The organism is Bradyrhizobium sp. HKCCYLS1011, assembly GCF_051167795.1.
In the GTDB taxonomy this organism is placed as follows: Bacteria; Pseudomonadota; Alphaproteobacteria; order Rhizobiales; family Xanthobacteraceae; genus Bradyrhizobium.
Genome location: NZ_JBNPTT010000005.1, coordinates 685600 through 710916, shown reverse-complemented (window position 1 = coordinate 710916; position 25317 = coordinate 685600). Strand labels below are relative to the sequence as shown.

General features: G+C 63.0%; 24 protein-coding genes. 16 read left to right on the top strand and 8 right to left on the bottom strand.

Annotation, left to right across the window (positions count from 1 at the left end):
* Positions 1-7 precede the first annotated feature (7 nt).
* Complete coding sequence (locus ACQR1W_RS20260) at positions 8-325, top strand: CU044_2847 family protein (protein WP_434852433.1); 318 nt, start codon at positions 8-10, stop codon at positions 323-325.
* 175 nt (positions 326-500) lie between these two features.
* On the top strand, positions 501-1064 hold the full coding sequence (locus ACQR1W_RS20255) for a cytochrome b (RefSeq protein ID WP_434852432.1): 564 nt from the start codon (positions 501-503) through the stop codon (positions 1062-1064).
* A gap of 27 nt (positions 1065-1091) precedes the next feature.
* Here the strand turns inward: ACQR1W_RS20255 and ACQR1W_RS20250 are convergent, their stop codons facing one another.
* A complete protein-coding gene (locus ACQR1W_RS20250) occupies positions 1092-2060 on the bottom strand; it encodes a lipid kinase (protein WP_434852431.1) in 969 nt (322 codons plus the stop codon).
* A 405-nt stretch (positions 2061-2465) separates the two neighbouring features.
* Here ACQR1W_RS20250 and ACQR1W_RS20245 point away from each other — a divergent pair, with 405 nt between their 5' ends.
* The 4 genes from ACQR1W_RS20245 (at position 2466) to ACQR1W_RS20230 (ending at position 7095) form a co-directional block, all read left to right on the top strand.
* A complete protein-coding gene (locus ACQR1W_RS20245) occupies positions 2466-4238 on the top strand; it encodes a CHAD domain-containing protein (RefSeq protein WP_434852430.1) in 1773 nt (590 codons plus the stop codon).
* A 204-nt stretch (positions 4239-4442) separates the two neighbouring features.
* Positions 4443-4652: an MJ0042-type zinc finger domain-containing protein gene (locus tag ACQR1W_RS20240; protein WP_434852429.1), complete on the top strand. Its 210-nt coding sequence runs from the start codon at positions 4443-4445 to the stop codon at positions 4650-4652.
* Positions 4653-4765: 113 nt separating this feature from the next.
* A complete protein-coding gene (locus tag ACQR1W_RS20235; protein WP_434852428.1) occupies positions 4766-5938 on the top strand; it encodes a M20 aminoacylase family protein in 1173 nt (390 codons plus the stop codon).
* Positions 5939-6210: 272 nt separating this feature from the next.
* Complete coding sequence (locus ACQR1W_RS20230) at positions 6211-7095, top strand: DMT family transporter (protein ID WP_434852427.1); 885 nt, start codon at positions 6211-6213, stop codon at positions 7093-7095.
* Positions 7096-7123: 28 nt separating this feature from the next.
* Here ACQR1W_RS20230 and ACQR1W_RS20225 read toward each other — a convergent pair whose 3' ends face one another.
* Positions 7124-7672 carry a DUF3291 domain-containing protein gene (locus tag ACQR1W_RS20225; RefSeq protein WP_434852426.1) on the bottom strand — a complete coding sequence of 183 codons (549 nt, stop codon included), beginning with the start codon at positions 7670-7672 and terminating at the stop codon, positions 7124-7126.
* A 69-nt stretch (positions 7673-7741) separates the two neighbouring features.
* Positions 7742-7924, bottom strand: a complete 183-nt coding sequence (locus ACQR1W_RS20220; RefSeq protein ID WP_434852425.1) for a hypothetical protein — start codon at positions 7922-7924, stop codon at positions 7742-7744.
* A 55-nt stretch (positions 7925-7979) separates the two neighbouring features.
* Here ACQR1W_RS20220 and ACQR1W_RS20215 point away from each other — a divergent pair, with 55 nt between their 5' ends.
* Together ACQR1W_RS20215 and ACQR1W_RS20210 are read left to right on the top strand one after the other, a co-directional pair.
* Positions 7980-9086 carry a D-alanine--D-alanine ligase family protein gene (locus ACQR1W_RS20215; protein WP_434852424.1) on the top strand — a complete coding sequence of 369 codons (1107 nt, stop codon included), beginning with the start codon at positions 7980-7982 and terminating at the stop codon, positions 9084-9086.
* A gap of 13 nt (positions 9087-9099) precedes the next feature.
* Positions 9100-9648 carry a thermonuclease family protein gene (locus ACQR1W_RS20210; RefSeq protein ID WP_434852423.1) on the top strand — a complete coding sequence of 183 codons (549 nt, stop codon included), beginning with the start codon at positions 9100-9102 and terminating at the stop codon, positions 9646-9648.
* A 61-nt stretch (positions 9649-9709) separates the two neighbouring features.
* On the opposite strand, the gene ACQR1W_RS20205 is transcribed toward ACQR1W_RS20210, so the two are convergent.
* Positions 9710-10273: a bifunctional transcriptional activator/DNA repair enzyme AdaA gene (locus ACQR1W_RS20205; protein WP_434852422.1), complete on the bottom strand. Its 564-nt coding sequence runs from the start codon at positions 10271-10273 to the stop codon at positions 9710-9712.
* A gap of 108 nt (positions 10274-10381) precedes the next feature.
* Here ACQR1W_RS20205 and ACQR1W_RS20200 point away from each other — a divergent pair, with 108 nt between their 5' ends.
* Positions 10382-11797 carry a pyridoxal phosphate-dependent decarboxylase family protein gene (locus ACQR1W_RS20200; RefSeq protein ID WP_434852421.1) on the top strand — a complete coding sequence of 472 codons (1416 nt, stop codon included), beginning with the start codon at positions 10382-10384 and terminating at the stop codon, positions 11795-11797.
* 210 nt (positions 11798-12007) lie between these two features.
* Here ACQR1W_RS20200 and ACQR1W_RS20195 read toward each other — a convergent pair whose 3' ends face one another.
* Positions 12008-12406 (bottom strand): hypothetical protein, encoded by a 399-nt coding sequence (locus ACQR1W_RS20195; RefSeq protein ID WP_434852420.1) that lies wholly within the window; start codon positions 12404-12406, stop codon positions 12008-12010.
* A gap of 453 nt (positions 12407-12859) precedes the next feature.
* Here ACQR1W_RS20195 and ACQR1W_RS20190 point away from each other — a divergent pair, with 453 nt between their 5' ends.
* On the top strand, positions 12860-13198 hold the full coding sequence (locus ACQR1W_RS20190) for a hypothetical protein (RefSeq protein ID WP_434852419.1): 339 nt from the start codon (positions 12860-12862) through the stop codon (positions 13196-13198).
* Positions 13199-13960: 762 nt separating this feature from the next.
* Here the strand turns inward: ACQR1W_RS20190 and ACQR1W_RS20185 are convergent.
* From ACQR1W_RS20185 to ACQR1W_RS20175, 3 genes are all read right to left on the bottom strand, one after another.
* The gene (locus tag ACQR1W_RS20185; RefSeq protein WP_434852418.1) at positions 13961-14539 is read right to left on the bottom strand and encodes a hypothetical protein; all 579 of its coding nucleotides are present in this window, start codon (positions 14537-14539) and stop codon (positions 13961-13963) included.
* Positions 14540-14829: 290 nt separating this feature from the next.
* The gene (locus tag ACQR1W_RS20180; protein ID WP_434852417.1) at positions 14830-15681 is read right to left on the bottom strand and encodes a serine hydrolase domain-containing protein; all 852 of its coding nucleotides are present in this window, start codon (positions 15679-15681) and stop codon (positions 14830-14832) included.
* Between the two features lie 493 nt (positions 15682-16174).
* Positions 16175-18022: a tetratricopeptide repeat protein gene (locus tag ACQR1W_RS20175; protein WP_434852416.1), complete on the bottom strand. Its 1848-nt coding sequence runs from the start codon at positions 18020-18022 to the stop codon at positions 16175-16177.
* A gap of 555 nt (positions 18023-18577) precedes the next feature.
* On the opposite strand from ACQR1W_RS20175, the gene ACQR1W_RS20170 reads away from it, so the two are divergent.
* The 6 genes from ACQR1W_RS20170 (at position 18578) to ACQR1W_RS20145 (ending at position 25315) form a co-directional block, all read left to right on the top strand.
* Positions 18578-20134, top strand: a complete 1557-nt coding sequence (locus tag ACQR1W_RS20170) for a hypothetical protein (RefSeq protein WP_434852415.1) — start codon at positions 18578-18580, stop codon at positions 20132-20134.
* Between the two features lie 933 nt (positions 20135-21067).
* Positions 21068-21865, top strand: a complete 798-nt coding sequence (murI, locus tag ACQR1W_RS20165; protein WP_434852414.1) for a glutamate racemase — start codon at positions 21068-21070, stop codon at positions 21863-21865.
* 21 nt (positions 21866-21886) lie between these two features.
* Entirely contained in the window at positions 21887-22654 is a 768-nt protein-coding gene (locus ACQR1W_RS20160; RefSeq protein WP_434852413.1) for an HpcH/HpaI aldolase family protein, read from the top strand.
* Between the two features lie 224 nt (positions 22655-22878).
* Positions 22879-23655 (top strand): acyltransferase, encoded by a 777-nt coding sequence (locus tag ACQR1W_RS20155; RefSeq protein ID WP_434852412.1) that lies wholly within the window; start codon positions 22879-22881, stop codon positions 23653-23655.
* 280 nt (positions 23656-23935) lie between these two features.
* Positions 23936-24553 carry a 30S ribosomal protein S4 gene (rpsD, locus tag ACQR1W_RS20150; protein WP_434852411.1) on the top strand — a complete coding sequence of 206 codons (618 nt, stop codon included), beginning with the start codon at positions 23936-23938 and terminating at the stop codon, positions 24551-24553.
* Between the two features lie 210 nt (positions 24554-24763).
* Entirely contained in the window at positions 24764-25315 is a 552-nt protein-coding gene (locus ACQR1W_RS20145) for a hypothetical protein (RefSeq protein WP_434852410.1), read from the top strand.
* The last annotated feature ends 2 nt before the right edge of the window (positions 25316-25317 follow it).

Here is a 25317-nt window from a genome sequence, read left to right as displayed (position 1 = left end):
AATGAAAATGCCCGCAAGAATGATAGTGGAATTTCCCGATGGCGCGAAAGTCCATTTTGGCAAGGAGCCGACGGCAGGGCTCGCAGAGGTTGGGATCGGCGAGGAGATCGCGACAGCCACCAGCGAGCAGTTCAAGGCCGCGCTCGGGTCCTTGGCACATTTGGTCGGCGCCCTTGAGGATGCGCTGAAGCGGCTGCAACGGTTGCCCGATAAGGTGGAAATGGAGTTCGGCGCCTCCTTGAGCGGAAAATGCGATCTCTGGGTCGTCGCCGGCGACGGCAAAGCCGACTTCAAGGTCAAGTTGGCGTGGGAGAAGCCCAAGTAACGCAGATCGGTCGGCTGTGAGGGCGCAGCGTCACGGCCCAATTTAGATCACCTAGTCGTGACGACAGATCACCTGCGCCAGGTTGTCCCACACGATCTCGTCGACCTCAGGCGCTTCGACTTGCTGTCTCCGGCGCATTATGGCTCCTCGCAGACTCGTTCGTGCTGAGGATGCCATGATGTCGGAGACCGCCGCCTACGATCCGTTGTTGCGCTGGATTCATTGGGCCACCGCGGCGCTGTTCATCGCGGCGATGCTGATCGGGCTCTATTGCGGACTGCAACCGCCCGGCACCTCGCCGCGACGCGAACTGTTGGAGCTGCACAAATCGCTCGGCATCACGCTGCTCGTTCTCGCCATCCTGCGGGTGATGGTGCGTGCGAGGACAATCGCGCCGCCGGAGCCAAGATCGTTCGGGCCGATGGTGCGGCTCGCGTCGCGGCTCAATCATTGGGCGCTCTATCTCATCCTGTTCGCGATGCCGGTCACCGGCTACATGTTCTCCTCCGCCGGTGGCTACTCGTTGAAATATTTCGGCACCTTTAGCTGGCCGCGCCTGTTTGCCGGCGACAAGGCGATCGCGCATAACGGCGAGATCGCGCACGACACGCTCGCCTACCTGGTCTATGTCGCGGTTGGGCTGCACATCGCCGCCACGCTTTGGCATGCGCTCGTGCTGAAGGACGAGACACTGGCGCGGATGTGGCCTGCCGCCGGCAGATCGAAGCCACAGCCATGACCGGCACAACCTTCCCCGCGCCGGTGATCACGACTGCACTGGCGCAGGCACGAACACGCTGACCGCCTTCGACCGCACGGAGAAGCGGGCCGGCGTGAACGTCACGAGCTCACCGTCGGCGTTGATGGGCCGCGGCTTGCGGGTGCGGACCTCGAAAGCCGGCCCGCGCGTGGCCCGCACCTCGCGCCACAATCCGTGCCGGCCCTTGCGGAAATCATAGGCCATTGCCAGCAGCTTCCAGACCTGGCCGATCTCCAGCGAATAGAGATCGAGATGGGAATCGTCGATCTCGGCACTGTGCTCCACGGCCATGCCGCCGCCGTAGTAACGGCCATTACCGACCGCGATCTGCAAGGTCTTGACGCGCGCCGCGCCTTCGTCGGAGACGATCATCGCGCGGAACGGGCGCGCATTGAGCAGCACCTTCAACGCGGTCAGCACGTAACTCGCACGGCCGAACCGGCGCTTGCTTTCGCGCGTTAGCTGTCGCGCGAGTTCGGCGGAAAGACCGAGGCTCGCGACATTGAAGAACATGTGACCATTGACATCACCGAGATCGATCTGGCGCTGGTGACCCGTCGCAATCACGTCGGCTGCAGCTTCCATCGTGTCCGGCAGCCCGAGCGTGCGCGCGAGATCATTGGCGGTGCCGGCTGGAATGATGCCGAGCGGCAAGCCGGTCTTGACCAGCGCGGGCGCCGCCGCGTTGAGACTGCCGTCGCCGCCGGCCACGACCACGGCTTGAGCGCCATCGGCATGCGCCTCGATCCAGGGTGCTACTTCGCGCGGGCTGTGCGGGGCCGAGATCATGAGATCAAACCCTGCGGCGGTGAGCCGCGAGACGGCGACGCCGGCCGCTTCACCACCAGCGCGGCTGCCGCGATTGATGATCATCAAGAGACGGCGCACTGCCGGAGATCGCGGCCGGCCGCCTTGCCCGGCCCGTTCAATGCCTGCGCTTGGACGATCGGCAGCATCGGCCCCATCCCCTGCCATCAACGTCTCCATACAGATCAGTGGCATGCGCGCACGTCATGTGAGACGCATTCCCAGATGCAATGTTCGGAGCTGACGTCAGGTTCCGGCAGGCGCGGGCCGGACCCGCGCAGCGCTCTGGTGTTCCGGCGCAACATTTGCTCTCTCTGTTCGTGGAATGGCCTCAGCGACCAGCGGCAATTTTTTCTGCACACCCTGCCTTTTTTGCACGGCTTGCGCCGATCGGTCGCAGGTCCGGCTCCGACGTCCATCTACGCCGCTGATGTGTCTGACAAAAAGCGCATCGCGCAACAGCGTGCACAACCGGATCACAGCCGTCATCTGCCGGCATGTTTCGTCTGTTACTTTGCGAGCGTATCGGCTATAGCTTGAGGGTAGCTGTCATGAAACTGTTACAGACTTATCATGCCCGATTCTGATGCGACGACATCGGTCCGCGGCAGCGCTCACGCTGTTCCTGGACCCGACCACGCCGCACCGCGCCACAACGGCGCCATGCCCGACCAGGATCTCTCCGCGACGGCGAAGCAGCCTGCTGCGGCGTCCGAGGCCGAAGCTGCTCCTGTCGCAACGGGCGATGCTCCGAGCACACCGTCGCCCGCGACAACAAGCGATGTCGTGCTGCCCAACCCGGCTACGCCCGGGAGCGAGATCGAGCTGAAGCTGCTCGTCGATCCCGATCAACTGGCCGACTTCAACGACGCCGCTGTGATCACCGCGCATGCGCGCAACAAGGGCACGCGCAAACATCTGAAGTCGGTCTACTACGACACGCCCGAGCGTACGCTGTGGCGCAATGGCCTGAGCTTGCGGGTGCGCCAGAGCGGCGCCCGCTTCGTGCAGACCGTGAAGGCGCAGCGCAGCAACGACCCGCTGCGCCGTGGCGAATGGGAGGCCAGCGTGCCTTCGCTCGCGCCCGACCTTGCGCTGGCAACGCCACTGATTCCGGAGGAGCTGCGTGGCGAATTGCAAGCCGCCGCGCTCGAGACAGTGTTCATCGCCCAGGTCCATCGCCACACGCGCCTGATCGAGTTGCCGTCCGGCACGGTCGAGATCGCGTTTGATCACGGCGCCCTCACGGCCAGCGAGCGCAGCGCTCCAGTCAGCGAGATCGAATTGGAGTTGAAGAGCGGCAGTCCGGCTGCGATCTACGAGATCGCGCTCAGGCTGTCCGAGCACGGCAGGCTGCGTCCCTCGATCCGCAGCAAGTCCGCGCGCGGCTATGACCTCGCCGCGGATCGGCCGCCTGGCGCGGAGAAGCCGCGCAAGCTCCACCTTGATCCGGCGGTGTCGCTCGACGAAACCTTCGCCAGCATCCTGCGCGGCTGCTTCCACCATCTGTTGCAGGCGATGCCGTCAGCGGAAGACGGCCGCAACCCGGAAGGCGTGCATCAGTTGCGCGTCTCGTTGCGCCGCCTGCGAGCGGCGTTGCACCTGATGCAGCCGGTCGGCACCAACGGCAAGCTGACCAGCCTGCTGACGGATGCGCGGTGGCTTGCGCAAAGTCTCTCGGCGGCGCGCGACTGGGACGTGTTCCTCACCGCGACGCTGCCGGCCATCGCCGAGGGTTGTCCGACCATTGCCGGCTTCGACACCTTGCGCGAGCTGGCCGAAAAGCAGCGCAATCTCGGCTACCGCAAGCTGCGCCATGCGCTGGCTGACCGCCGCTGTGCGACCTTCATCCTGGGACTGGGCGAATGGATCGAGACCCGCGGCTGGCGCGCCGACGTCACGCCGGAGACGCTCGGGCAACTGGCCGAGCCCGCGATCGGCTTCGCCGGTCACATTCTCTCGGAGCGGCACCAGAAAGTGCTCAAGCGCGGACGACACTTCAAGGCGCTGCCGGCCGAGGAGCGCCACCGGGTGCGGCTCGCCTTGAAGAAGCTGCGCTACAGCGTCGACTTTCTGCTGCCCTTCTATGCCGAGCGCAAATCGACCAAGAAATATTCCGAGAAACTCGCCGACCTGCAGGAGGAGCTCGGCCACTATAACGACATGGCGGTCACTGCAGGTCTGCTGTCCGGACTGGACCTGACATCGACCGATGGCGCGATCGCAGCCGCCGCCATCGCCGGCTGGCAGGCGCACGCCATGCTCGGCGTTGAAGCGCCCTTGCGCCAGGCGTGGCGCAACTTCGCCAAATCCGCGACGCCCTGGTCCGACGACACGGAGACGTGACGTCCGCCAGAGCGCGCTTGCTGTCGCAAGTGTCGACGTCGCGTGTTGACCGCGCACATTGATCCAGTTCAATGCGCGCGCGGCGAATCTGAAGCCCAATCGGTTTCATCACCCGCTCTTCAAGTTCACAGGTGCGGATGCCGGTGGGGTGGTGCGAACTCCGGAACGGAGCACACATGCATCCGGATTGGCGAGGATGGTAGCATGAAGATCTCCAGCATCACCTGTCCGAACTGCGGCGCCTCTTACGAGGTCGCGGAGTCGCTGTCGGCCGCCGGGCGGCCCGGGCGCGCTGAATGCACCATCTGCGGCGCGTTCCTCGCAGACTGGCGGGAGCCGCGGCTGCGCGCCTTCCGCTTGATCGTTGCGCCCGAGAACAAATATCCGCGCGTGCCGCCGTCGCCGCCCGCCTGAGCGCCTACGAGATTCACCTGCGAGATTCCTGGCTCGGCCTGAAACTTGCTTCCTCTGGACCGCCGGGCCATAGTTGCCCGCGATCTCATCCCAGACAGTGAGTTGTATTCCTCGTGCCCATCATCAACAGCATCGCCGCGCTTGCCGACGACATGGCGGCTTGGCGCCACGATCTCCACGAACATCCGGAGCTGCTCTACGAGGTGCATCGCACCGCAGCCGTCGTCGCCGACAAGCTCCGCGCCTTCGGCTGCGACGAGGTCGTCACCGGCATCGGCCGCACCGGCGTGGTCGGCGTGATCCGCGGCCGCAACACGGCCTCCGGCAAGACCATTGGCCTCCGCGCCGACATGGACGCACTGCCGATCGAGGAGACCTCGGGCGTTCCCTATACCTCCAAAACGCCGGGCGTGATGCATGCCTGCGGTCATGACGGCCACACCGCGATGCTGCTCGGCGCCGCAAGACATCTCGCCGAGACCCGCAATTTCGACGGCACCGTGGTCGTGATCTTCCAGCCGGCCGAGGAAGGCGGCGCCGGTGGCAAGGCGATGATCGACGACGGACTGATGACGCGCTGGGGCATCCAGGAGGTCTACGGCATGCACAACATGCCGGGCCTTCCCGCAGGCCACTTCTCGCTCTCGCCGGGCGCGATGCTCGCGTCAGCCGACGCGATCGAGATCAAGGTCACCGGCAAGGGCGGCCATGGCGGCGCAGGTCCGCACAAGGCGGTCGACAGCATCCTGATCGGCGCGCAGATCGTCAATGCGCTGCAGTCGATCGTTGCGCGCAATGTCGATCCGCTGAAATCGGCTGTGATCTCGATCTGCGCCTTCCATGGCGGCACGGCGTTCAACGTCATCCCCGAGACCGTCGAGATGAAGGGCACGGTGCGCACGCTCGATCCCGAGATCCGCGATCTGGTCGAGCGGCGCATCGCCGAAGTGGCCGACGCGACCGCGCGCGCCTATGGCGGCGCGGCCGAGACCATCTACACGCGGATGTACCCGGTGACGATGAACCACGCGCGCGAGGCCGCGTTTGCTGCCGACGTCGCCCGCGACATTGCCGGCCCCGATCGCGTCGACGACCGCGCAGTGCCGCGGATGGGCGGCGAGGATTTCGCCTTCATGCTCGAGGAGCGCCCCGGCGCCTTCGTTTTCATCGGCACCGGCCCCGGCGCCGAACTGCACCATCCCGCCTACCGCTTCAACGACGACGTGCTCACCCACGGCGCCTCGTATTGGGTGCGGCTGGTCGAGAAGAGCATGCCGGCGGCTTAGTCCGGCTCAGCTCGGGCGCTGATAGCTGTCGTCAGTGCGAGCGAAGCGACTCGTCCCGCCATAACCCGAAGGGCGATGTCGGAAGCAATCCAGAGCCCAATTGGAAGTCTGGATTGCTTCGTCGCCTTTGGCTCCTCGCAATGCGGCCTCGGCGGAGTTAGATCCCCGCTCGCCAGCGCGCCGCTTTGGCTTCCGTTGTTCGACCGGCATCGAAGCGTTGCACACGCGGCGCGGCTATTCCTTGCGCCGTCGCAGCAACGAGCGTTACAGCCATGTCCGGCCATCCTTCCATCGCGCGCGAGCTCGCGCTCCTGCTTGCGCTCTCCACGCTGTGGGGCGCGTCCTACACCTTCATCCGGATCGGGGTCGAGACCATCCCGCCGGTGACGCTGATTGCGGCGCGCACGCTGATCGCAGGACTCTTACTTACAGGCCTCATCCGCGCCCGCGGCATCTCGTGGCCGCGCAATGTCGCGACGTGGCGGCGCTTTGTCGTCCAGGCCGGCCTCAACAGCGTGGTGCCATTCACCTTGATCGCCTGGGCCGAGCAGGTGACGGACGCCGGGCTTGCCACCATCCTGAACTCGACCTCGCCGATTTTCACGTTCCTGCTGACCGTCTGCGTGACGCATCATGAGCCGGTGACGTCGCGCAAGCTCGTGGGCGTGGTGGCCGGCCTCGCCGGCATCTGCCTGATCATCGGCGTGCAGGCGCTTTCGGGGCTCGGTCACGCGCTCTGGGCGCAGCTTGCGATCGTCGCCGCCACCATCTGCTATGCCGGTGCGGCGATCGTCGGCAAGGGCTTCAAGGGCCTCGACCCGATGCTGCCGGCGGCCGGCTCACTGCTCGCAGGCAGCGCTGTCCTCATTCCGCTCGCGCTGCTCGTCGATCATCCCTGGACGCTTGCGCCATCGGAGCGCTCGACCTTCGCCCTGCTCGCTTTGTCGATGTTTTCGACCGCGCTTGCGCTCGTGATCTATTTTCGTCTGCTGCAGACGCTCGGCTCGATCGGCGCCACCGCGCAGTCCTATCTGCGGGTGCCGATCGGCGTCGCCATCGGCGTCATCGTGCTGGGTGAGCGGCTCTCGCCCACCGCCTGGTTCGGGCTCGCTTGCGTGCTCGCCGGCGTCATCGCGATGACGCTGCCGGCACGCTGAGTCTCGTCGCGCAGGATCGTTGCGCATGTCACGCCGAGCGGACTGCCCGCATCGGCGGCAGGTCCGGCTGGCCCTCGGCGTCATAGCGATGGCCGAAGTCGAAGCCGGACGCACGCGGTCCATTGTCGTGCAGCGCTTCCAGCTTGCCGGCGCCCTCGCGCCAGGTCGGCACGATGCTGTGGGGCACCCACCACAACACGTAGCCCGGCCATTCCGGCGATTTGAACCAGTCGCGGCGCCGGCGCAATGCGCCGCGATGGAGCCCGCCATAGACGAAGCTCCATGCCGCGTCCGTGTCCTGCCAGAGTGACAGGGTCGCGATCATCGTGCCGTCGTCGTCGCCGCCGCCGGGCTGGTAGAAGCGGGGCGCGACATAGACGCCCCATGGACCGAAATCCTGGCCGAGCCGGGATTTGCCGTAGAGGTCGGGCCGCACTGAGACCGCATGTGCGATAAAACCTTCCGATCTCTCGGCTTCGCCATAGACCGCGGGCGCCACGGCCCGGAAGTCCGCGAGCTCATCCGACTTCGCGGCCGCGTTGAGAATGCCGAACGTATACAGGGCAATGCGTGACATGCGACTCTCCAATTTACGCACCGATCCGCTGCAATTCCGACGGGACCGGCGAAGCTCAGAGCCGAGACGCTAGGTCGAACCGGCGCCGAACGGATTGTAGAAATCGGACAGAGCGGCAATTGCGGCCGGCAACGTGGCGATTGCGCCTCGCGGTATCGAGCACAGCCTTGTTCCGCTCGCGAGAACCAGCCCGGCGAGAGCGAGCGCCGAGATGCGCGGGTCACGCCGCGATGCCGGCGTCAATTGCGGCACTCGTGCCTTTCCTGTAAACGGGTCCACGCAACGTACCGCAATCCAGAAGAACGAGATGACACAGCGCAAGATAAGGGTCGCGATCCTGTTCGGTGGACGCTCTGCGGAGCATGACGTCTCCAGGGCGTCAGCTGCCAACATCTATCGCTCGCTCGACCCCGATCGCTATGACGTCACGCTGGTCGGGATCACCGGTGACGGCCGCTGGGTCGTCGCCGATGCGGCCAACGACAAGACGAGCCCTGCGCTGGTCATCCCATCCGACGGGCCTGCTCTCGTACTGCTGCCGGGCGGCCAGGGCCGCGCGCTGGTCGTCGAAAGCGGTGGGACTGACATGCGCGAGCTCACCGCTTTCGATGTCGTGTTTCCGGTCCTGCACGGTCCCAATGGCGAGGACGGCACCGTGCAGGGCGCGCTCGAGCTGGCCGACGTCGCCTATGTCGGCGCGCGCGTGATGGGATCGGCGGCGTCGATGGACAAGGACGTCGCCAAGCGCCTGCTGCGGGATGCCGGCCTGCCGATCGTGCCCTACATCGCCATGTCCGCCGCGGCGCCGCTCCCTTACGACGACGCGGTTCGCGCGACCGGTGCATCGGAGCTATTTGTCAAGCCCGCCAATCTCGGCTCCTCGGTCGGCATCTCCCGGGCGCGCAATGCCGCGGAGTTCGCGGCGAGCTGCGAGCTCGCGCTGCGCTTCGATGGCAAGATCCTGATCGAGCGCTGCATCGCGCCGGTGCGCGAGATCGAATGCGCGGTGCTGGAGGATGCCGGCGGCGAGGTCAGCGCCTCCGAGCTCGGCGAGATCGTCCCGGCCGGGCAGCACGGCTTCTATTCCTACGACGCGAAGTACACCGATGCCGGTGGCGCGTCGCTGCACGTCCCGGCGCAGCTGGACCCGGCTCTGGCCGCACGCATCCGGAAGCTCGCCGTCGAGGTGTTCGGCGTGTTGTGCTGCGAGGGCTTGGCGCGCGTCGACTTCTTCGTCAGCGGCGGCGAGGTCTACGTCAACGAGGTCAATACGCTGCCGGGCTTCACCAATATCAGCATGTATCCGAGAATGTGGGAGGCCACCGGCCTGCCGCAGCCCGAGCTGATGAACAGGCTGATCGCGCATGCGCTGGCGCGCCACGCGCGGCTGGGCAAACTGAGCTTCCAGCGCTGATCGAGGTCCGGATTTGATCGACCAGCTGAAGCGCATCGCCTGCGCGATCGTCATCGTCTGCCACGCCCTGCCCGCCAATGCGCGCGATCTGGTCGGCCAAGCTCTGATCGGCCAGGTCAGCGTGGTCGACGGCGACACGCTGGATATCCATGACGTGCGCATCCGTCTCTGGGGCGTCGACGCGCCGGAGAGCACGCAAACCTGTCGTGGCCGCGACCGCCGTCCCTATCGCTGCGGCCAGCAGGCCGCGCTGGCGCTGTACACTACCACCAGGGGAAAGACCGTCCGCTGCACGCCCGTCGACGGCGATCGCTATGGCCGCATCGTTGCCCGCTGCGCAGCCCAAGGCATCGATCTCGGCCAGATGCTGGTGTCGCGCGGGCTCGCCGTGGAGGAGCCGCAATATTCGCACGGCGCCTACGCCGCCGATCAGCTGGCGGCGCGCCGCGCCGGCCGCGGCATCTGGGCAGGCCGCTTCGTCGAACCCGCACTCTATCGCGCCTGCATGCACGCCGGCGGGCGCGTGGCGGAGTGCGCGGACGGAGCTCCGGGCTGGCGGTGAAAGCCATGAGTTGATGAGATGTGCCTTGTCGGTCTTATCACCCTGGCGGTGATGAAACGGATCAGCTGCGGCGCGCCCGTCTGATCTCGCTTGGCGGGCGCCGGTAGACCGCCGCGAATACGGCGTTGAAGCGCCGCAGGCTGCCGAAGCCCGCTTGCAACGCGATCGCCGTGATCGGCCAATCGGTCTCGTCGAGCAGCCGCTTGGCGCGCTGCACGCGCGCGGTCTGCGCGACCTGGATCGGACTTGCATGCAGGTGCCGCTGAAACAGCCGGTTGAGATGGCGTGCCCCGATTCCCAGACGTGCCGCCAATTGCTCGACGCTCCCGTCATCGAGCGCGCCGCGATCGATCAGGCGCAGGGCGCGCGCGACCGTGGTCCGCGTGCCCTGCCAGGCCGGCGAGAACGGTGCAGTCTCCGGCCGGCAGCGCAGACAGGGGCGGAATCCGGCGGCCTCCGCCGCCGCGGCGGACGGATAGAAGCCGACATTGCCGGCCTTCGCCGGCCGGACCGGGCAGACAGGGCGGCAATAGATCCGCGTGGTCCTGACGCCGATGAAAAAGCGGCCGTCATAGCGGCGATCCCGCGCCACGCGCGCACGTTCACATTCCTTCGCATCGAGCATGTTGGCTTTCCAGCATCGCGGGCCAGGACAGAGTCCGATTCCGGCGAGCCGCGTTGGGACCGCACTGCTACTTGAGCGCGATCCGGACCGGCAAGCAAGAGGATGACGATGTCGAGCGACCAATCCTTCCAACGCGCTTTGCAACGAGCATTCACGCACGCGCTCGCGCATCTTTCATCAGCCGAGACGGCCCCGGTCAACGCGACGACAGGTCTTGCCGAGCTCCGCGCGCGGTTCGGCAAGCCGTTGCCGGAGAGCGGCACCGATGCAGCAGAGGTGATCGACGATCTCGTGCGCGACGCCGAGGGCGGCCTTCTCGGCTGCAATGGCGGGCGTTTTTTCGGCTGGGTGATCGGCGGCACCCTGCCCGCGGCGCTCGCGGCGGACTGGCTGGTCTCGACCTGGGACCAGAACGCCGCGATCCACGCCTGCGGTCCGGCGGAAGCCGTCATCGAGGAGATCGCGGGCGCCTGGCTGAAGGACCTGTTCGGCCTGCCGCAAACCGCAAGCTTCGCGTTCGTCACCGGCACCCAGATGGCTCATGTCACCTGCCTTGCGGCAGCTCGTCATCGACTGCTCGCGCGCGCCGGCTGGGATGTCGAGGAGCACGGCCTCACTGGGGCGCCTCCGATCCGCGTCCTGACCAGCAGCGAGCGGCATGGCTCGGTCGAACGCGCCGTCCGCATGCTCGGTCTCGGCAAGCGGGCGATCGCCGCCCTGCCCTGCGATGGCAGCGGCCGGCTCGAACCGGATGTGCTCGCGCGCGCCCTGGACGTCGCGCCGTCGCAACCGATCATCGTCGTGCTGCATGCCGGCGATCTCAATATCGGCGCCTTCGATCCGTTCGCCGAGTTGATCCCGCTTGCGCGCCGCCACGGGGCCTGGGTCCATGTCGACGGCGCGTTCGGCCTGTGGGCTGCCGCGAGCCCGAAGCATCGTCACCTCTTGCGCGGCGTTGACGGCGCGGACTCCTGGACCAATGACGGCCATAAATGGCTGAACACGCCGTTCGACTGCGGTTATGCGTTCGTGGCCGATCCGCAAGCGCATCGCAGCGCCTTCTCGCATCGGGCGAGCTATACGCAGTTCGTCGATGATGCGCGCGACCAGATCGAATGGAATCCGGAATGGTCGCGACGCGGCCGCGGCGTTCCGACCTACGCCGCACTGCGCCAGCTCGGGCGCGCCGGTGTGGCCGAGCTGATCGAGCGCTGCTGCGCGCACGCCCACACGCTGGTGATGCGGATCGGCAGCCTGCCGGGCGCCCAGGTGATGTGGGAGCCCGTGATCAATCAGGGCCTCGTCCGTTTCTTTGATCCGCGCCCCGGCGCAACCGACGAGGACCATGATCGCCGCACCGACGACATCGCCGCGCGCATCACGGCCTCAGGCGAAGCCTTCTTTGCCGGCACCACCTGGCGCAGCCAGCGCTGCATGCGCGTCTCCGTGTGCAACTGGCAGACCAGCAGCTCCGATGTCGACCGCGCAGTGGCGGCGGCACAGCGAGCGCTCGATCGCGGCTAGCTATCATATATCCGCCCTGTCGGCGCGCGACTCTCCCCAGCCTGGGCTGGGGAGGCTGCCAATGCTCGCCCCTCCTTCTGCTTTCGCCCGAGGGCTCGGATCGAGTACGCCGCCCGGTCAGCTCTTCGATTCGGTTGAAAAATTGCTTGCTGCTGTCGATCGTCCGGCCGTTGCTTTCAGCCATGCACGCAAGCACGTCAACTAAGTACCTCACTTGTTAGACGATGAGATTGCGAGCCTCATGAGACTGATAAGGAAATATGCAATTAGGCACGCCCCTGTCGCCATCGCGAATAGGACGAGAACCAATAGCGGATCATTTCCTTTGGAAAATCTAGAAATCCCAATAAAGAGATCTCGCGCTACAAATAACAAATCGATGAAAATGATCGAATATATCACAAGGAATAAACAGGAAAGCGGCTCGTTCCGGACTAAGAACATCACAATCGCCGGGAAGAAACAGAGAAAGGTGTCGTTCGGCAACACATAACCAAACTGCACATCCTCAATATAAGTTACCTCAACGGCGATCATAAAAGCCACGATAGAAGCAATAATATTCGCAATCAACGTTGCGCGCGAGCCGGTCAGATTAACGGACGACATTTGGCATGATCCTTGTCACGACACCCTATCAACTGTCCTTTGGCCGGACAAAGATATGGTCATTCCAATGCGTGAGAGAAATAATCGGCCTTTCTCGCGACCTGGTCTGGCCCGGTCGGGATCCGGCGATCCTACCTTTAATCAATTTCGTATCGTAACAGAGATGAGTGTGCCGGATTTTCGCGCGTCCTGAAGCTTCCGACAATCAGCAAATGTCGCAACTAAAGCAAATCTGCCTACTCTCGAGAAAGCGAGGTCATTCGCTGCCAGCTTGTCGCAGCACGTCACGACCGGCCCTCCGGCCCGGTTTGACGCTTATGGGCAGAAGCGGACATCAACCAACCGACACCCCTCGCCGAATCCGTCGAAAATGAGCCAGGGCGACATATCGGCCGTCCGGTAGCTGTGATATGGTCACGACGACGGGCATCGTTGCGAGCGCAGGAAGACATCGTGAGCAAAGTCAAAACGCCTCAGGAAAAGAAGCGGTTAAGCTACGAACACGACCGACGTAATACATACGGAGAAAACCAGAAAAGCAGCCGAAAGAACATTCCGCGCAGCAAGCAGCTTTCTCATCAGAGTGAACGCCGCGTTATCAGACAGGCCCTTGTAGGAGCCCAAGGCCAAGCCGCAGCCGAAAGATCGGACGACGCCCAATCTCAGGTACTGCGCAAAGGTCAAATGAAAAAGCTCAAGGCATTCCGCAAATCGCCAGATACGTCATTAGGCGAGATCATCCGGCAGCGGCTGCGCAATAGACGGCAGCAAGCCGAATCGATCCTTCGATGAGCGATGGCGTCCTCCATTCAAAGTGGAGCTTTTGGCGTCACTTAAAGTCGATATGCGTACCGTATTCATCCGAACGGCCAAGCTGCAAAAGCAGTTTATCGTTGCCCAGACGACCGAATGCGTTCAGTTCTGCGTGGAGGTCATGGCAACGCAGCGGCCGGAGTGGCTTGAGCAGCACCGCCAGTGTGTCGCGACGCTAGGCCACTCGTGATGTCGCTATTGGACCATTTCGGACCTTCCAGTCTGTGTCGAGGATATCCACTCTCTCGAGGGACGACCCGAAGTGAGCGGCCGGAGGACTAAAAGACCGCTTGTGACCCGGGAGCGGACATCGTGCGGCGTAATGCTTCTATTCTTCGGATTTGCAGCGACGGCATGCGAAGGTCGGCCTACCGGCGTCCAAATATTCTTGGCACGGCTTCAAGGTGCATCTGAACTCATCACATAAATTGCAGCTATCAAGCCAAGCGATACACCCCTTTGGTGGGTTGAATATTTCGCAGGCATGAAATCGGAACGTTTCGGTGCAAGCGTCTCTGTTCTTGAAACACTTTACACCGGCCACACGGTTCACCTCTGTGTGCATTAGGGAGGGGCGCTTTGGTGATTTCGGAAAGCCGCGGACCGGATGAGTTCAGCTCGCGGGGCACAACTGGACGTACCACCTCGGGAACCGAAAGGCCGCTCGCGACCCGCTGCGGACATTGGCGACGAGCGATTTAACTAAGGCTACAATTCGGCGAACATAACGTGAGGGTGCTATCACTTCAGGATAAGCGAGTCTGGCCCGCTCACCTCGATCCATGCACCAACCCCGAGCGCCTCAGCTAGAATTTTCTTGATCGTCATCTTGTTGAGGATCCAGTCCGCAGGAACAAGTCCGTCAACTCCGGAAATACCGCTTTGAAAGATGGCGTCGCTCCTGATGGCCGGCTCGCCGGTCCACGGCGCTCCATTGTGCCGATTCGTCACGTAGTAAACGTGCCAATGTCCGCCATCTATTCGATAACATCCTTCAGCGTATCTCACTCCTTCCTCTGGCACGACGATGTCAAATGTGACTTCTCCTGATGCGACTTCTCTGGTCCTGACTTGATCTTCTAGTTGGAATTGTTCGGACGTGTTGGGCACCGGTGCACTCTGCCAAACCAGTTCCGTCACGACACCAGAGCCGATGGACGAGGCGTGAGAGGGAATGCGCGTGATCGCTTTTGCCACATCGGCGCTAGCTGTGTTGCGAGCCATCATCGCAGCCCGATCCGGGTCGACTTCACCGACTTTCCAATATCGATGGTGCTCAGCCGTTTCGGTGCGAACGATCCACCCGATGGTATTCGTCATAGTGCTACGGGCGAACGAACCGCCAGTCGTCAGGTCTCATTGCGAAGCCGCCTACCTACCATAGCGGCTTGGGGAACAAGCGTAAACGGCCAATGGAGTGGACTCCCTCACGCGAAGCCATCGCCTGATCGAGGCAAGCTAAAGGAAAGCGAGGTCATTCGCCGCCAGCTTGTCGTAGCGCGTTACGACCAGCATTCCTGGCCCGGTTCGATGCTTATGGGCAAAAGCGGACATCAACCAACCGAGACCCCTCGCCGAATTCGTCGAAAATGGCCGAGAGCGGACCAGCGTCAGTTGTCAGCGGCGGGTAAGATGTATCTGTTCAATAGATCTAACTCCGGCGCGACCATGTTTTTGGATTGTCGGGACGCGTTGAAGACGACGACCATGTCAAGCGCGGGGATGATGATGGTTTTCTGGGAATTGAAGCCCATAGCGGCAACCCACTGAACCGCACGATCTTTGCCTGGTGATTGCCCGAGCCACCATTGGTAGCCATAAGAGCGTGAACCTTCTGCCTTGACATGCTCAGCCGGTAGCGGGCCTTCCGCGCTGATTTGCTCAGCCGTGGATTGAGCGATCCATGAAGCCGGAACGATCTGCTTACCTTCCCAGACCCCATGATTGAGAACGAGTTGACCGATTTTGGCCCAGTCGCGGGGGCGCAGAATGAGTCCACGAGCCGATTGTGCGATTCCGTTAAACGGATCCCTTATCCATTCAACATCTGTGATGCCGAGCGGCGTTAAGACGTTGTCTCGTGCCAAAACATCGACGGTCTTCCCGGTTGCTTTTTGTAGCACAGCGCCCACGAGTTCTGTCTCACCGTTATTATATTCGAAGGAGACGCCAGGAGCCTCGCTGGAGCCCAATTTTGCCGACATCGTCAGAAGATGACGCAAAGTAATCGGTGCCTTGTCGAGCATCCTGAGATCGGGGTTCTCAGGGAAATACGAAACAACCGGTACATCGAGGTCCCTGATCCAACCTCGATCAAGGGCTATGCCGACAAGCAGCGAGACAACGCTCTTGGTCATGGAATATCCACGGTGCAGTGTGGTCGCGTCGGCGTGAAGCTGCTTCTGCGGATAGTATCGTTCATAGACGAGTATGCCGTGGCGAACGATGACAACGTCGTCCACGTTGGCGAGCTTACCTTCACTTATGCCTTCGCCCATCGTGCAGAGTAACGTCGAGTTTAGTGCCTGGTTCTCGGGCTCACTTATGACCCATCCGTCATTTATATTCGAAGGTGCGCCACAGTCGGACGCCGCCGCACTGGCGAACGCTCCGAGAGCGCTCAGTACGAGAATACACAGGGCTGCAAGACAATTTATAGATGCCCGCAAGTTCGGCCTCCCGCGAACCGTTCATCATGATGTTCCGATCTAGGCGGTCTGAGTTTGTCTAAATCGCGGCAAGTAGGCTCGACGTGGGTCGCGGGCAGACTTCAGCAGTCAGCTTCAGGCCCATCGCGACATTTGCTGCGCTGGCACGAAGCGGTCGATAACGGAGCGAAGCAGACACCGACAAAGATTTATGAGGACGCGCCCTCCCCACCACAATGCCCGAACAATGAGGACTCGCGCGCACCCGCGCCGTCAGACCTGACGGCAAGCGCAACCGCTTTATTCGCTAGGCTTGCTTCCCTCCGTGATCAGCGCGCCCGACTGCCACCGACAGTTCGGCACGGACGCGTTCGATCACGCTCCCATATTCCCGCGTTTCGGTCTGCCGGAACAGCCGGACAGCGGGGTACCACGGGCTATCGTCACGGTTCACCAGCCAGCGGAAATCTGGCGTGCGGGACAGCATGATCCAGGTCGGACAGCCCATGGTCGCGGCAAGGTGGGCCGTGCTGGTATCGACGGTGATTACCAGATCGAGGCAGGATACGAGAGCGGCCGTCTCGCGGAAATCCGTCAGCTGCGCCGTCAGGTCGATGATCTCCGGCCGCTCGCGCAGCACAGCCTGATCGTCTGGACGCGGATCCTTCTGTAAACTGACAAAGGTCGCGCCGACATCCAAAATCGGCGTCAGCGACTGCAAGGCAATCGACCGGTTCATGTCGTTGGGATGCGTCAGACTGCCGGACCATACCAGGCCGACTCGCAACCTGTCGCGCGGACCGAGGCGCTCGTCCCAAGCGCTCACCCGATCGGCCGGTGCGGATAAGCGGATCGGCGGCGGAATGGTGTCGAGCGTCGTCCTGAACGCAAGCGGCAAGCTTGTGGCAGGACAACGAAAGTCCACAGCCGGCAATGTCGAGCTCGAATGTGGGAGACAGAGTGAGACGCCAGGCAAGGTCGACAACAGGCCTTGCAGCGAGTCCTGGACCACGAGAACGACGCGAGCGCCTTGTGCAGCCAGCAGCGGCACATAGCGCGTGAATTGAATGGCGTCGCCAAGCCCCTCGTCCGAGTAGATCAGGATGCTCTTTCTGGCGATGCTTTCCTCGCCCAGCCAAACCGCCCCGGGACTATCCGGGAAGTGGATCGGAAGACCTGGGACGCGCCAGCGCGCTTCGCGCTCCCTCCATCCGGACTCGAAATTTCCGAGCCATAAGTGATGGCTCGCCAAGGCAAACTCGAGGCGGGCATTGGTCGGATCGATGGCCCTGAGCTGATGGTACACCGCGGTCGCCTCAACGAGGCGATGCATCCTCCTCAGCGCCCTGCCTTTGCTTTCGAGCGCTGACAACAAGAATGGCCGAAGTTCGAGCGCCCGTTCGAACCACTCCAGCCCTTCCTCCACACGATCGAGCCATAAAAGGGCATCACCGACGTTGACGCAAAAGTCAGCGTTCTTTGGATCGAGGGAATGCGCCCGCCGGGCGTCGGCCAGACTTTCTTCGAACCGCTTCAAGCCTCGCAGCAACATCGACCGCAGAGTTGCCGTCAGAGCATCGTTCGGCTGCAACCGCTCGCACAGATCACAGTCAACGAGCGCCTCTTCCAATCGTCCCAGCTGTTGAAGGGTGGCGGCGCTGCCCCATGCGGCCGCGAGATAATGCGGATCAAGCTTGAGCGCGTGCTGAAAGCATAACGCGGCCTCAGACAGTCGTTTCAACTCATCAAGGACGCTGCCAAGATGAACCCAAAGCGCCGCATCGTCCGGCTTCAACTGGACTGCTTTGTCGAAGACCTGCGAGGCCTCTTCGAGTCGCCCTGAGCGCTGCAATGCGGTGCCGAGCGTCGCTAGGTAGGACGGCTTGGGATCCTTCCTGATGGCGCGCGATGCCCATTCCACCACATGATCGAATTCGGATGCATTGAGGCAGACCTGCGCCATCAGGTGCAGAAGTTCGGCGTCTTCAGGGGTTGCTTCGAGCGCCTGCCGACAACGAAGCTGGGCTTCGAGAAGCCGCCCGGCCCGCATTTTCTCGACCACCTCGGCATGGACCGCAGCGAACTCGCCGTTCGCATGAACATTCGAGTCGGGTTTCCCCTGATTGGCGGCCGCCTTGCGATCGCGACGGTTCATTGCATGCTACAATTGATCACTTACAAGCCGGAGAAAATGTCTCGTGGACTGAAGATATCCACGGTCCTTACGCGTTTGATGCCCTAGCGCGAACGCGACGCGGTCCCCGCAAATCACGACCTGAAGCCGGTCACCGCGCGTCACGTAAGATCCGATGAGCCACTTGCCCCGCTTGCACGCTCCGGTTGATTTACTACCGAGGCAATAGATGATTCTTGTTGAACGGTAAAGGCATCCGGCTAAATGTCGGTTCATCGCTCCGTTCAACGCAACGACGCGAGGGCTAGGCGGCCTCGCAATTTGCGTCCGGATGATGATCGCCGCGTCGGGGTCCCAAGTCTCTATACGCTTATCGGCCGTCGAAGGCGGCTCTGACCGGCGATCAGGGACGGCATCGTCAACGTTAAAGTTCAGCTAACGTGCGGGCCGGACATCGGTCCGTTTCAGGCAAAATTGAGCATCCAGGGCGGAAAAATTTGACGAAATCGGCAGGTGCTACCTAATTGCGCTCAGCCCGCCACGCAGACGGATACCTTTGGCACGGAGCGAAGCCACGTGTCGGACTTTGCGTCACCTTCCGATCGTTTCAATGCGCTGCCGTTGATGCCGCGCCCCGTCGGCATTTACTTTTGTGTCTTGGTGGCGCTGACATTGATCGCGCTCATACCGGGGATAATCACGCTCGGCCTGCTGCTGTTCATCCTCCCGGGTCAAGCGTTGATCGCAGCTCCCACGCTGCTTTATTACTCACTCGCAGCGCTGCCCGGATATCTGCTCGCCCGGTTTCTTGGAACCAACCTGCTCGGCGCCACGGTAGCGGCGATCACGCTCGTCGCGGCTGCGCTTTTGCCGCACCATCTGGGCCAACGCCAGCTCGAGAAACTGCTCGCGTCTGATATGTCGGACCCATTGCCATCGTCATTTCAGCCGCGCTCCTTTGAACTGCCGTATCCTGAGCAGGACAATTACTGGATGAACTGGCGCCAGCCCGAAAGCCACGATCCAACCCCTCCGCCGCCTTGCGCGGATCTTTGCCAGCAGTTGCTGTTCAAGGGGCATATCGACCACGTCATCATCCGCGATCACAACTCGCGCAACGCCCGGATGACCAACACCGAGACCAATGAAAGAGGGCCTGACGGCGCGATGCATCGGATGGTTCACGTCACCTGGCTGCCGCGCTGGAGGAGATTTCACCTCGAACATCGCGAGAGCTGTCCCGACACGCTGAGCCTGATCGCACCTGAATTCGTTCACGAGGTCGTCGGCGGCCGCTGCTTGATCGAAGACACCATCGATCAGCGCGAAGCCGATGTCCTCGTGTCAGTGTCCAAACCCCTTGATATACGCGGTGCTGACGGCCAGTTGCGCCCGGATCTGAATATCGCATTCGCCAACGTCGAAGCCGATCCGACCACCATCACGATCGCCGAGCAGCATGACGGTAAGGCCATCCCGGCCGAAATCAGGACAGCGCTGCATGCGAGCTCTGCGAACGTTCCATTCTACTTTACGACGAGACGATGTGGTGGAGGTGAAATTCCGAGTCTGTGCCTCACCGCGGCGACCGAGCCTTTTGCGAACAGCAGCGCTGATCCCTTTGAGATGATCAATCGCCGCTATGGCTTGGCGGTGGCGCCGGGGTCAAAACCGGCCCGTCTTTCAGACGCGCCCACATCGGAGGATGACCGGGCGACGGTCAATGCCATCTTGAAGCAGGACTACGGCGTTGGCGCATTGATTCCAACAACGCAGTCGAAACTCGTCGCAAGCTTCGTCAATGAAAGGCTCAAGACCGGACAACTCAAGCAGGAGGATATCGAACTGATCCGGATGGCGCTGAAGCAGCACGCCTTTGTCGCACCGATCGAGACCAACAAGCTGCCGTCGGAAACCTACCAGGCTCTGAAGCCGCTGTTGCCCGACATGTTCGAACGGATCGCCTATCGGGCCGACGGGCAGCAGGACATGGTGCAGTCACTGAACGTGATACTGGAGCACTATCCAGCTGAAGATACGAACCCGTACTCGTCCACGCTTTGTCAGGAGCCCAAAAACGCCGGCTTGCGTGTCTGCTATCAGCGGGAATTTCGTACGCGCAAGAAGGGATGACATCAGGCTCTGGAACGATGGCGAGCCGTTTACGGTGTACTCGTCGCCAGATCAATCGACGAAAACCTTCGCCAGGCAGCGATCGCTGTCCCCAACGTAGTGCCCATGAGCACAAGGTTGAATTTCATCAACAAGCCGCCCATGAGTTGGACGGCGAGCGAAGACGACCTCAGGCGGACAACGCGAAATCCGAGCCCGGAGGCGCGGGAGCGGCGCTGACCGCGCATTCCGAATCGACCTTGAACCAATCACACCCGCCCAATCCCTGTCCGCAAAATTTATCTTTCGCTTTTTCAGAAATCATGTATACTCCCCTCCATCCTGCCTCGGCTTGAGGGGCGTATCGCGGTCGTCACGGACGTTGAGCGCGGGATGCGGTGGGCGTGTCGGGTTGCAGCGTGAGCAATCATGCCGACGAACGATCCGATGCGCACGGCGAAGTCGTGTGGTCCTGGTCTCCCGGTGCTGAGACCTGCGCGATGCGCCTTGGCGCATCGTCGCTACGGGGGCAAACAAGCCGGTCCCCGGGGAGATCACGTATAAGCCGTCACACCATCGCGCAGGGAAGGCCGGTGTTCGGCCGTACCTGTGGTGACTGCCGCCTGCTTTTTTCTTGCAGGCGGGCCATGGGTGCAGGCCCTGCATCCGGCCTTCCCTGCACCCTCTTCGTTTCAGAGGGTGATGACGTCAGCAAGACTCGGCGCGAAAGCTGCGCGAGGATGAGATTGTTTGCCATGTTGCAGCCTTACCGCCACAATCTCTGCGGTCATCGTCTGCGAAAGCGGACGATCCAGTACCCTCTCCGCTCAAGCATATCCGCCTCTGGAATACTGGATCGCCCGGTCAAGCCGGGCGAAGACAGAAATTGTCCCTACTCATCCCGCAGAAAAAACCCGCTGAATCCCCCTGTCCAATCAGCTACAATCCCTCACCGTGCCAAATCATCCCACGATTCTCGTTTTCGACTCCGGCCTCGGCGGCCTGTCCGTGCTGCGCGAGGTGGTGCAGGCGCAGCCCGACACGCATTACGTCTATGTCGCCGACGACGCGTTCTTCCCCTATGGACACCACAGCCAGGAGGCGCTGATTGCCCGCGTGGTGCCGCTGATGGGCGAGCTGATCGCGGCCCATAGGCCTGAGTTGGTCGTCATCGCCTGCAACACCGCCTCGGTGCAGGTGCTTGCGCAGCTGCGCGACGCCTACGCCACACCGTTTGTCGGCACCGTGCCGGCGATCAAGCCCGCCTGCGCCCAATCGACGACCAAGCGCGTCTCGGTGCTTGGCACCAAAGCGACAGTGGCGCGCGAATATACGCGCGGGCTGATCCGCGATTTTGGCCAGGGCTGCGAGGTCACGCTGGTCGGCTCACCCGAACTGGCTTCGCTCGCGGAAGCAGCGCTCAGCGGCGAGAGCGTTGCCGATGACGACATCGCCGCCGAGATCGCGCCCTGCTTCGTTGGCGATGCTGCCGACCCGGCCGCGCGCACCGATACCATCGTGCTCGCCTGCACCCATTTCCCGCTGCTGCTGGAGCGGTTGCAGCGGCTCGCGCCCTGGCCGGTGGCCTGGATCGATCCGGCGCCGGCGATCGCCCGTCGCGTATCGGATCTCATGGGTCCGACCGGCACCAAGGCCGATCAGCCCGGCGCGACCCTGATCTTTACGTCAAACAAGTCGCATCGGCTGAACGGAGCCCTGACGCCATTTTTTGGCGGCCGCGTGCCGGCCTGATCACCTGGAGTTGTGCCTCCCATGTCGACGCCGCCACTCAATCATCTCAAGCAGGCCTGGCGCGAGGGACGCCCGACCTTCGGCGCCATTGCCACCATCCCGAGCATCCAGACCGTTCGCATCATGGCGCAGTCGCTGGACTGGATCATCGTCGATCTGGAGCACGGGCCGATCGACCTCTCAACCGCCCATGGCATGATCATGGCGACGGCAGGCACGCCTTGCGTGCCGTTCGCGCGCGTCGCCGCCAACGAGCCGCATCTGGCGAAGGCGCCGATGGACATCGGTGCGCTCGGTATCAATTTTCCGATGATCTCAAGCCGGGCGGACGCCGAGAAGGCGGTGCGCAGCCTGCGCTACCCACCCCGCGGCGAGCGACTGTGGGGGCCGTTCCACGCCCCGTTCCGCTGGAACGTGTCGATGGCTGACTACATGGCGAGCGCTGACGACGACATGATCTGCATGATCACGATCGAGCATGTCGAGGCGGTAGAGCGCATTGACGAGATCATGGCCACTCCAGGCATCGACATCGCCGTGATCGGCCCCGGCGATCTCGCCACCTCCATCAACAAGCGCGGCCTGATCGACGATCCGCAGGTGCAGGAGCTCATGGCCCGCGCCGAGCAAGGCATCTTGCGAAGCGGCGTGCCGATCGGTGGGGTTGCGCGCACCGCCGAGCAGGCGAACGCGATGATCGCGCGCGGCTACGTGGCGCTGGCGCTCGGCTTCGATTGGTCGCTGTTTCAGCGCGGCATAGCGGCGAGCTTTGAGGGAATTAAACGCTGATGAACTGGTCTTGCCCCTACCCGATTGCCTGCAGCTCCGCGGAAAGTTCCCGCTGGGACCAGCGCAGGCACATTAAGGGGTTGAAGACCCGGGGCGATTTGTCCTGACCGGCAAGACGAAGCCGCTTGCCACGCAGGCACCATAAACGCTAGCTAGCGAAGCCTGATCTCGCCGGCAGGCGACCGGCCAGACCATAACGAGCCATTCGGGAGTCCGGACCAGGAATGCGCGGAACGAGCAAGAAAATATCGCCGCCGCGCCGCCTGATCATCGACCTGATGCATGCGTCGTCCGACGTGCCATTCGTGTCGCTGGCGCGTACCCTGAACATCCGGCCGCTGCTCGAAGCCCGCAGCCTGTTGGCCCGGCCGCCCGGTTTTGCGGCGATCTTCGTCAAGGCCTTCGCCATCGTGGCCCGGGACGAGCCGGCCCTGCGGACGGTCTATGCCAAATGGCCCCGGCCCTGCTTCTACGAGCTGCCGCGCAACGTGGCGATGGTCGCCATTGCCCGGGTCGAAGAGGGCGAGCCTTGCGTGCTGCCGCAGCGGGTGTGCGAACCGGACCGGCATGCGCTCACCGACATCGACCGGCTGATCCGCAATGCCAAGGAGGCGCCGATCGCCGAAGTGCCGATGTTCCGCAAGATCATGCGGGCGACCCGGCTGCCCTGGCCGTTCCGGCGGCTCGCCTGGCGGATCGGGCTGAATTTCGGCCGCCAGCGCGGCAATTGGTTCGGCAATTTCGCCGTCACCGGCGTCGCGGCCTATGGCGGCGGCGAGCTGCACGCGCTGAGCCCGGGCCCGTATGTCCTCAGTTTCGATATCGCCAAACCCGACGGCAGCATCGCCACGGTGATTCGGTGGGATCATCGGGTGACGGACGCGGCGCTGATCGCCCGGACGTTCGACCGGCTGGAACAGGTGCTCAATACCGACATCGCCGCCGAGTTGCGGGCCTTGCGTACGGCCGAGCCGAAGGCGGTGCGGGCGCGCGGCGGCTGAGGGCCGGCTTTGGGCCGCAAAACGGCCAAAACCGGCGAAATCGGGCGCCTGAGGCGCGATTTCGGCTCAAAATGGAAGCTGAAGGGTTTGACAAACCACCGGTTTCTCGCCTAGAAACCGCCCTGCTCGCGGGCCGTTTCGGCCCGCGACGCGTTTCGCGACCCGTGGTCCGTCCCTTCACAAGCTTAGGGGTCGGGCCTGTCGGTGACCCGAGATTTTCGGGCACACAGGAGGGCGCGTTTCCTCAAACCCAAACGACTTGAGACCTAAAGAGGACGCGATGACTAAGCGTAGTGAGGCGAAGTACAAGATCGATCGCCGCATGGGCCAGAACATCTGGGGCCGCCCGAAGAGCCCCGTGAACCGCAGGGAATACGGCCCGGGCCAGCACGGCCAGCGCCGCAAGGGCAAGCTCTCCGACTTCGGCGTGCAGCTGCGCGCCAAGCAGAAGCTCAAGGGCTATTACGCCAACATCTCCGAGCGCCAGTTCCACGGCATCTATGTCGAGGCCGGCCGCATGAAGGGCGACACCGGCGAGAACCTGATCGGCCTGTTGGAGCGCCGGCTCGACGCCGCGGTGTTCCGCGCCAAGTTCGTGTCGACGATGTTCGCCGCGCGCCAGTTCATCAACCACGGCCACATCAAGGTGAACGGCCGCAAGGTCAACATCGCAAGCTACATGCTCAAGCCCGGCGATGTGATCGAGGTCAAGGAAGCCTCCAAGCAGCTCGCCGTGGTGCTCGAAGCCAGCCAGCTCGCCGAGCGCGACGTGCCCGATTATATCGAGGCCGATCACTCCAAGATGACTGCGACCTTCGTGCGCATTCCCGGCCTGTCCGACGTGCCGTTCGCGGTGCAGATGGAACCGCATCTGATCGTCGAATTCTATTCGCGCTGATCTTGATCGGCGGGGCTCACCGCCCAATTGTAGTTGTGAAAGGCCCCGGCTTGCCGGGGCCTTTTTGCGTGAGGAGCTCTTTGCGTGAAGGGCTGGCGCAGCGACCGATTCCCGAATGCCACAGTTGCCACGAAATCGCCTTACCCCCGCTGACAGCGCATCCGTCCCGTGATTCAATGTCTGCGTTTGTGAAGTAGCGGGGCGTTCGCCATGGAGTTCAACAGGCGCAGTATCTGTTTTGGCACTGTCATGACCGGCGCGGTCAACGCGCCGCCTTTGCCGTCGCTGCGAGCCCCGCCACCGTTACGGGGCCGTCTTTCCGGGGTTCGCTACCGGTTCAACGACGGCACCTTTCCTTCGACGGTCTTTGACATTCTTGAACGGTCCGCCTGGCACGTTCAGACCGACCCCTCCGTCCACCTCATCCGCCATCTGGAGAGTGGGCTGACGTTCACCGACCCCAGGCTTGCTTACGACCCTCACGCGCTCGAGCTTCTGCATTGCTTTGATGATGCGCGCGAGGTGGCCGACGAATGGCGGACCATGCTGGTCGGCTGGGCCGCGCTGAACGTGGGCTGGAATGTGCGGCGGCAACGCCCGCCGGACATGGGCAGCTCTTTCTATCTTTCGCCGTCGCGCCAAAGCCGGCTGGAACCCTGGCTGTTCGACTACGCCGAAGCACCGCCTCTGGTGGCCGTGCCATTCGAAGCTGCCCCTTCCCGCCGGCTCGATATATGGCTACATCCGCCGCTTGCAGCCTGAAG

Bases quoted from the DNA above. Each gene is read 5' to 3' on its own strand.
- ACQR1W_RS20260 (WP_434852433.1), top strand. From the start codon at position 8: ATGCCCGCAAGAATGATAGTGGAATTTCCCGATGGCGCGAAAGTCCAT.
- ACQR1W_RS20255 (WP_434852432.1), top strand. From the start codon at position 501: ATGATGTCGGAGACCGCCGCCTACGATCCGTTGTTGCGCTGGATTCAT.
- ACQR1W_RS20250 (WP_434852431.1), bottom strand. From the start codon at position 2,060: ATGGCAGGGGATGGGGCCGATGCTGCCGATCGTCCAAGCGCAGGCATT.
- ACQR1W_RS20245 (WP_434852430.1), top strand. From the start codon at position 2,466: ATGCCCGATTCTGATGCGACGACATCGGTCCGCGGCAGCGCTCACGCT.
- ACQR1W_RS20240 (WP_434852429.1), top strand. From the start codon at position 4,443: ATGAAGATCTCCAGCATCACCTGTCCGAACTGCGGCGCCTCTTACGAG.
- ACQR1W_RS20230 (WP_434852427.1), top strand. From the start codon at position 6,211: ATGTCCGGCCATCCTTCCATCGCGCGCGAGCTCGCGCTCCTGCTTGCG.
- ACQR1W_RS20225 (WP_434852426.1), bottom strand. From the start codon at position 7,672: ATGTCACGCATTGCCCTGTATACGTTCGGCATTCTCAACGCGGCCGCG.
- ACQR1W_RS20215 (WP_434852424.1), top strand. From the start codon at position 7,980: ATGACACAGCGCAAGATAAGGGTCGCGATCCTGTTCGGTGGACGCTCT.
- ACQR1W_RS20205 (WP_434852422.1), bottom strand. From the start codon at position 10,273: ATGCTCGATGCGAAGGAATGTGAACGTGCGCGCGTGGCGCGGGATCGC.
- ACQR1W_RS20200 (WP_434852421.1), top strand. From the start codon at position 10,382: ATGTCGAGCGACCAATCCTTCCAACGCGCTTTGCAACGAGCATTCACG.
- ACQR1W_RS20195 (WP_434852420.1), bottom strand. From the start codon at position 12,406: ATGTCGTCCGTTAATCTGACCGGCTCGCGCGCAACGTTGATTGCGAAT.
- ACQR1W_RS20185 (WP_434852418.1), bottom strand. From the start codon at position 14,539: ATGACGAATACCATCGGGTGGATCGTTCGCACCGAAACGGCTGAGCAC.
- ACQR1W_RS20175 (WP_434852416.1), bottom strand. From the start codon at position 18,022: ATGAACCGTCGCGATCGCAAGGCGGCCGCCAATCAGGGGAAACCCGAC.
- ACQR1W_RS20160 (WP_434852413.1), top strand. From the start codon at position 21,887: ATGTCGACGCCGCCACTCAATCATCTCAAGCAGGCCTGGCGCGAGGGA.
- ACQR1W_RS20155 (WP_434852412.1), top strand. From the start codon at position 22,879: ATGCGCGGAACGAGCAAGAAAATATCGCCGCCGCGCCGCCTGATCATC.
- rpsD (WP_434852411.1), top strand. From the start codon at position 23,936: ATGACTAAGCGTAGTGAGGCGAAGTACAAGATCGATCGCCGCATGGGC.
- ACQR1W_RS20145 (WP_434852410.1), top strand. From the start codon at position 24,764: ATGGAGTTCAACAGGCGCAGTATCTGTTTTGGCACTGTCATGACCGGC.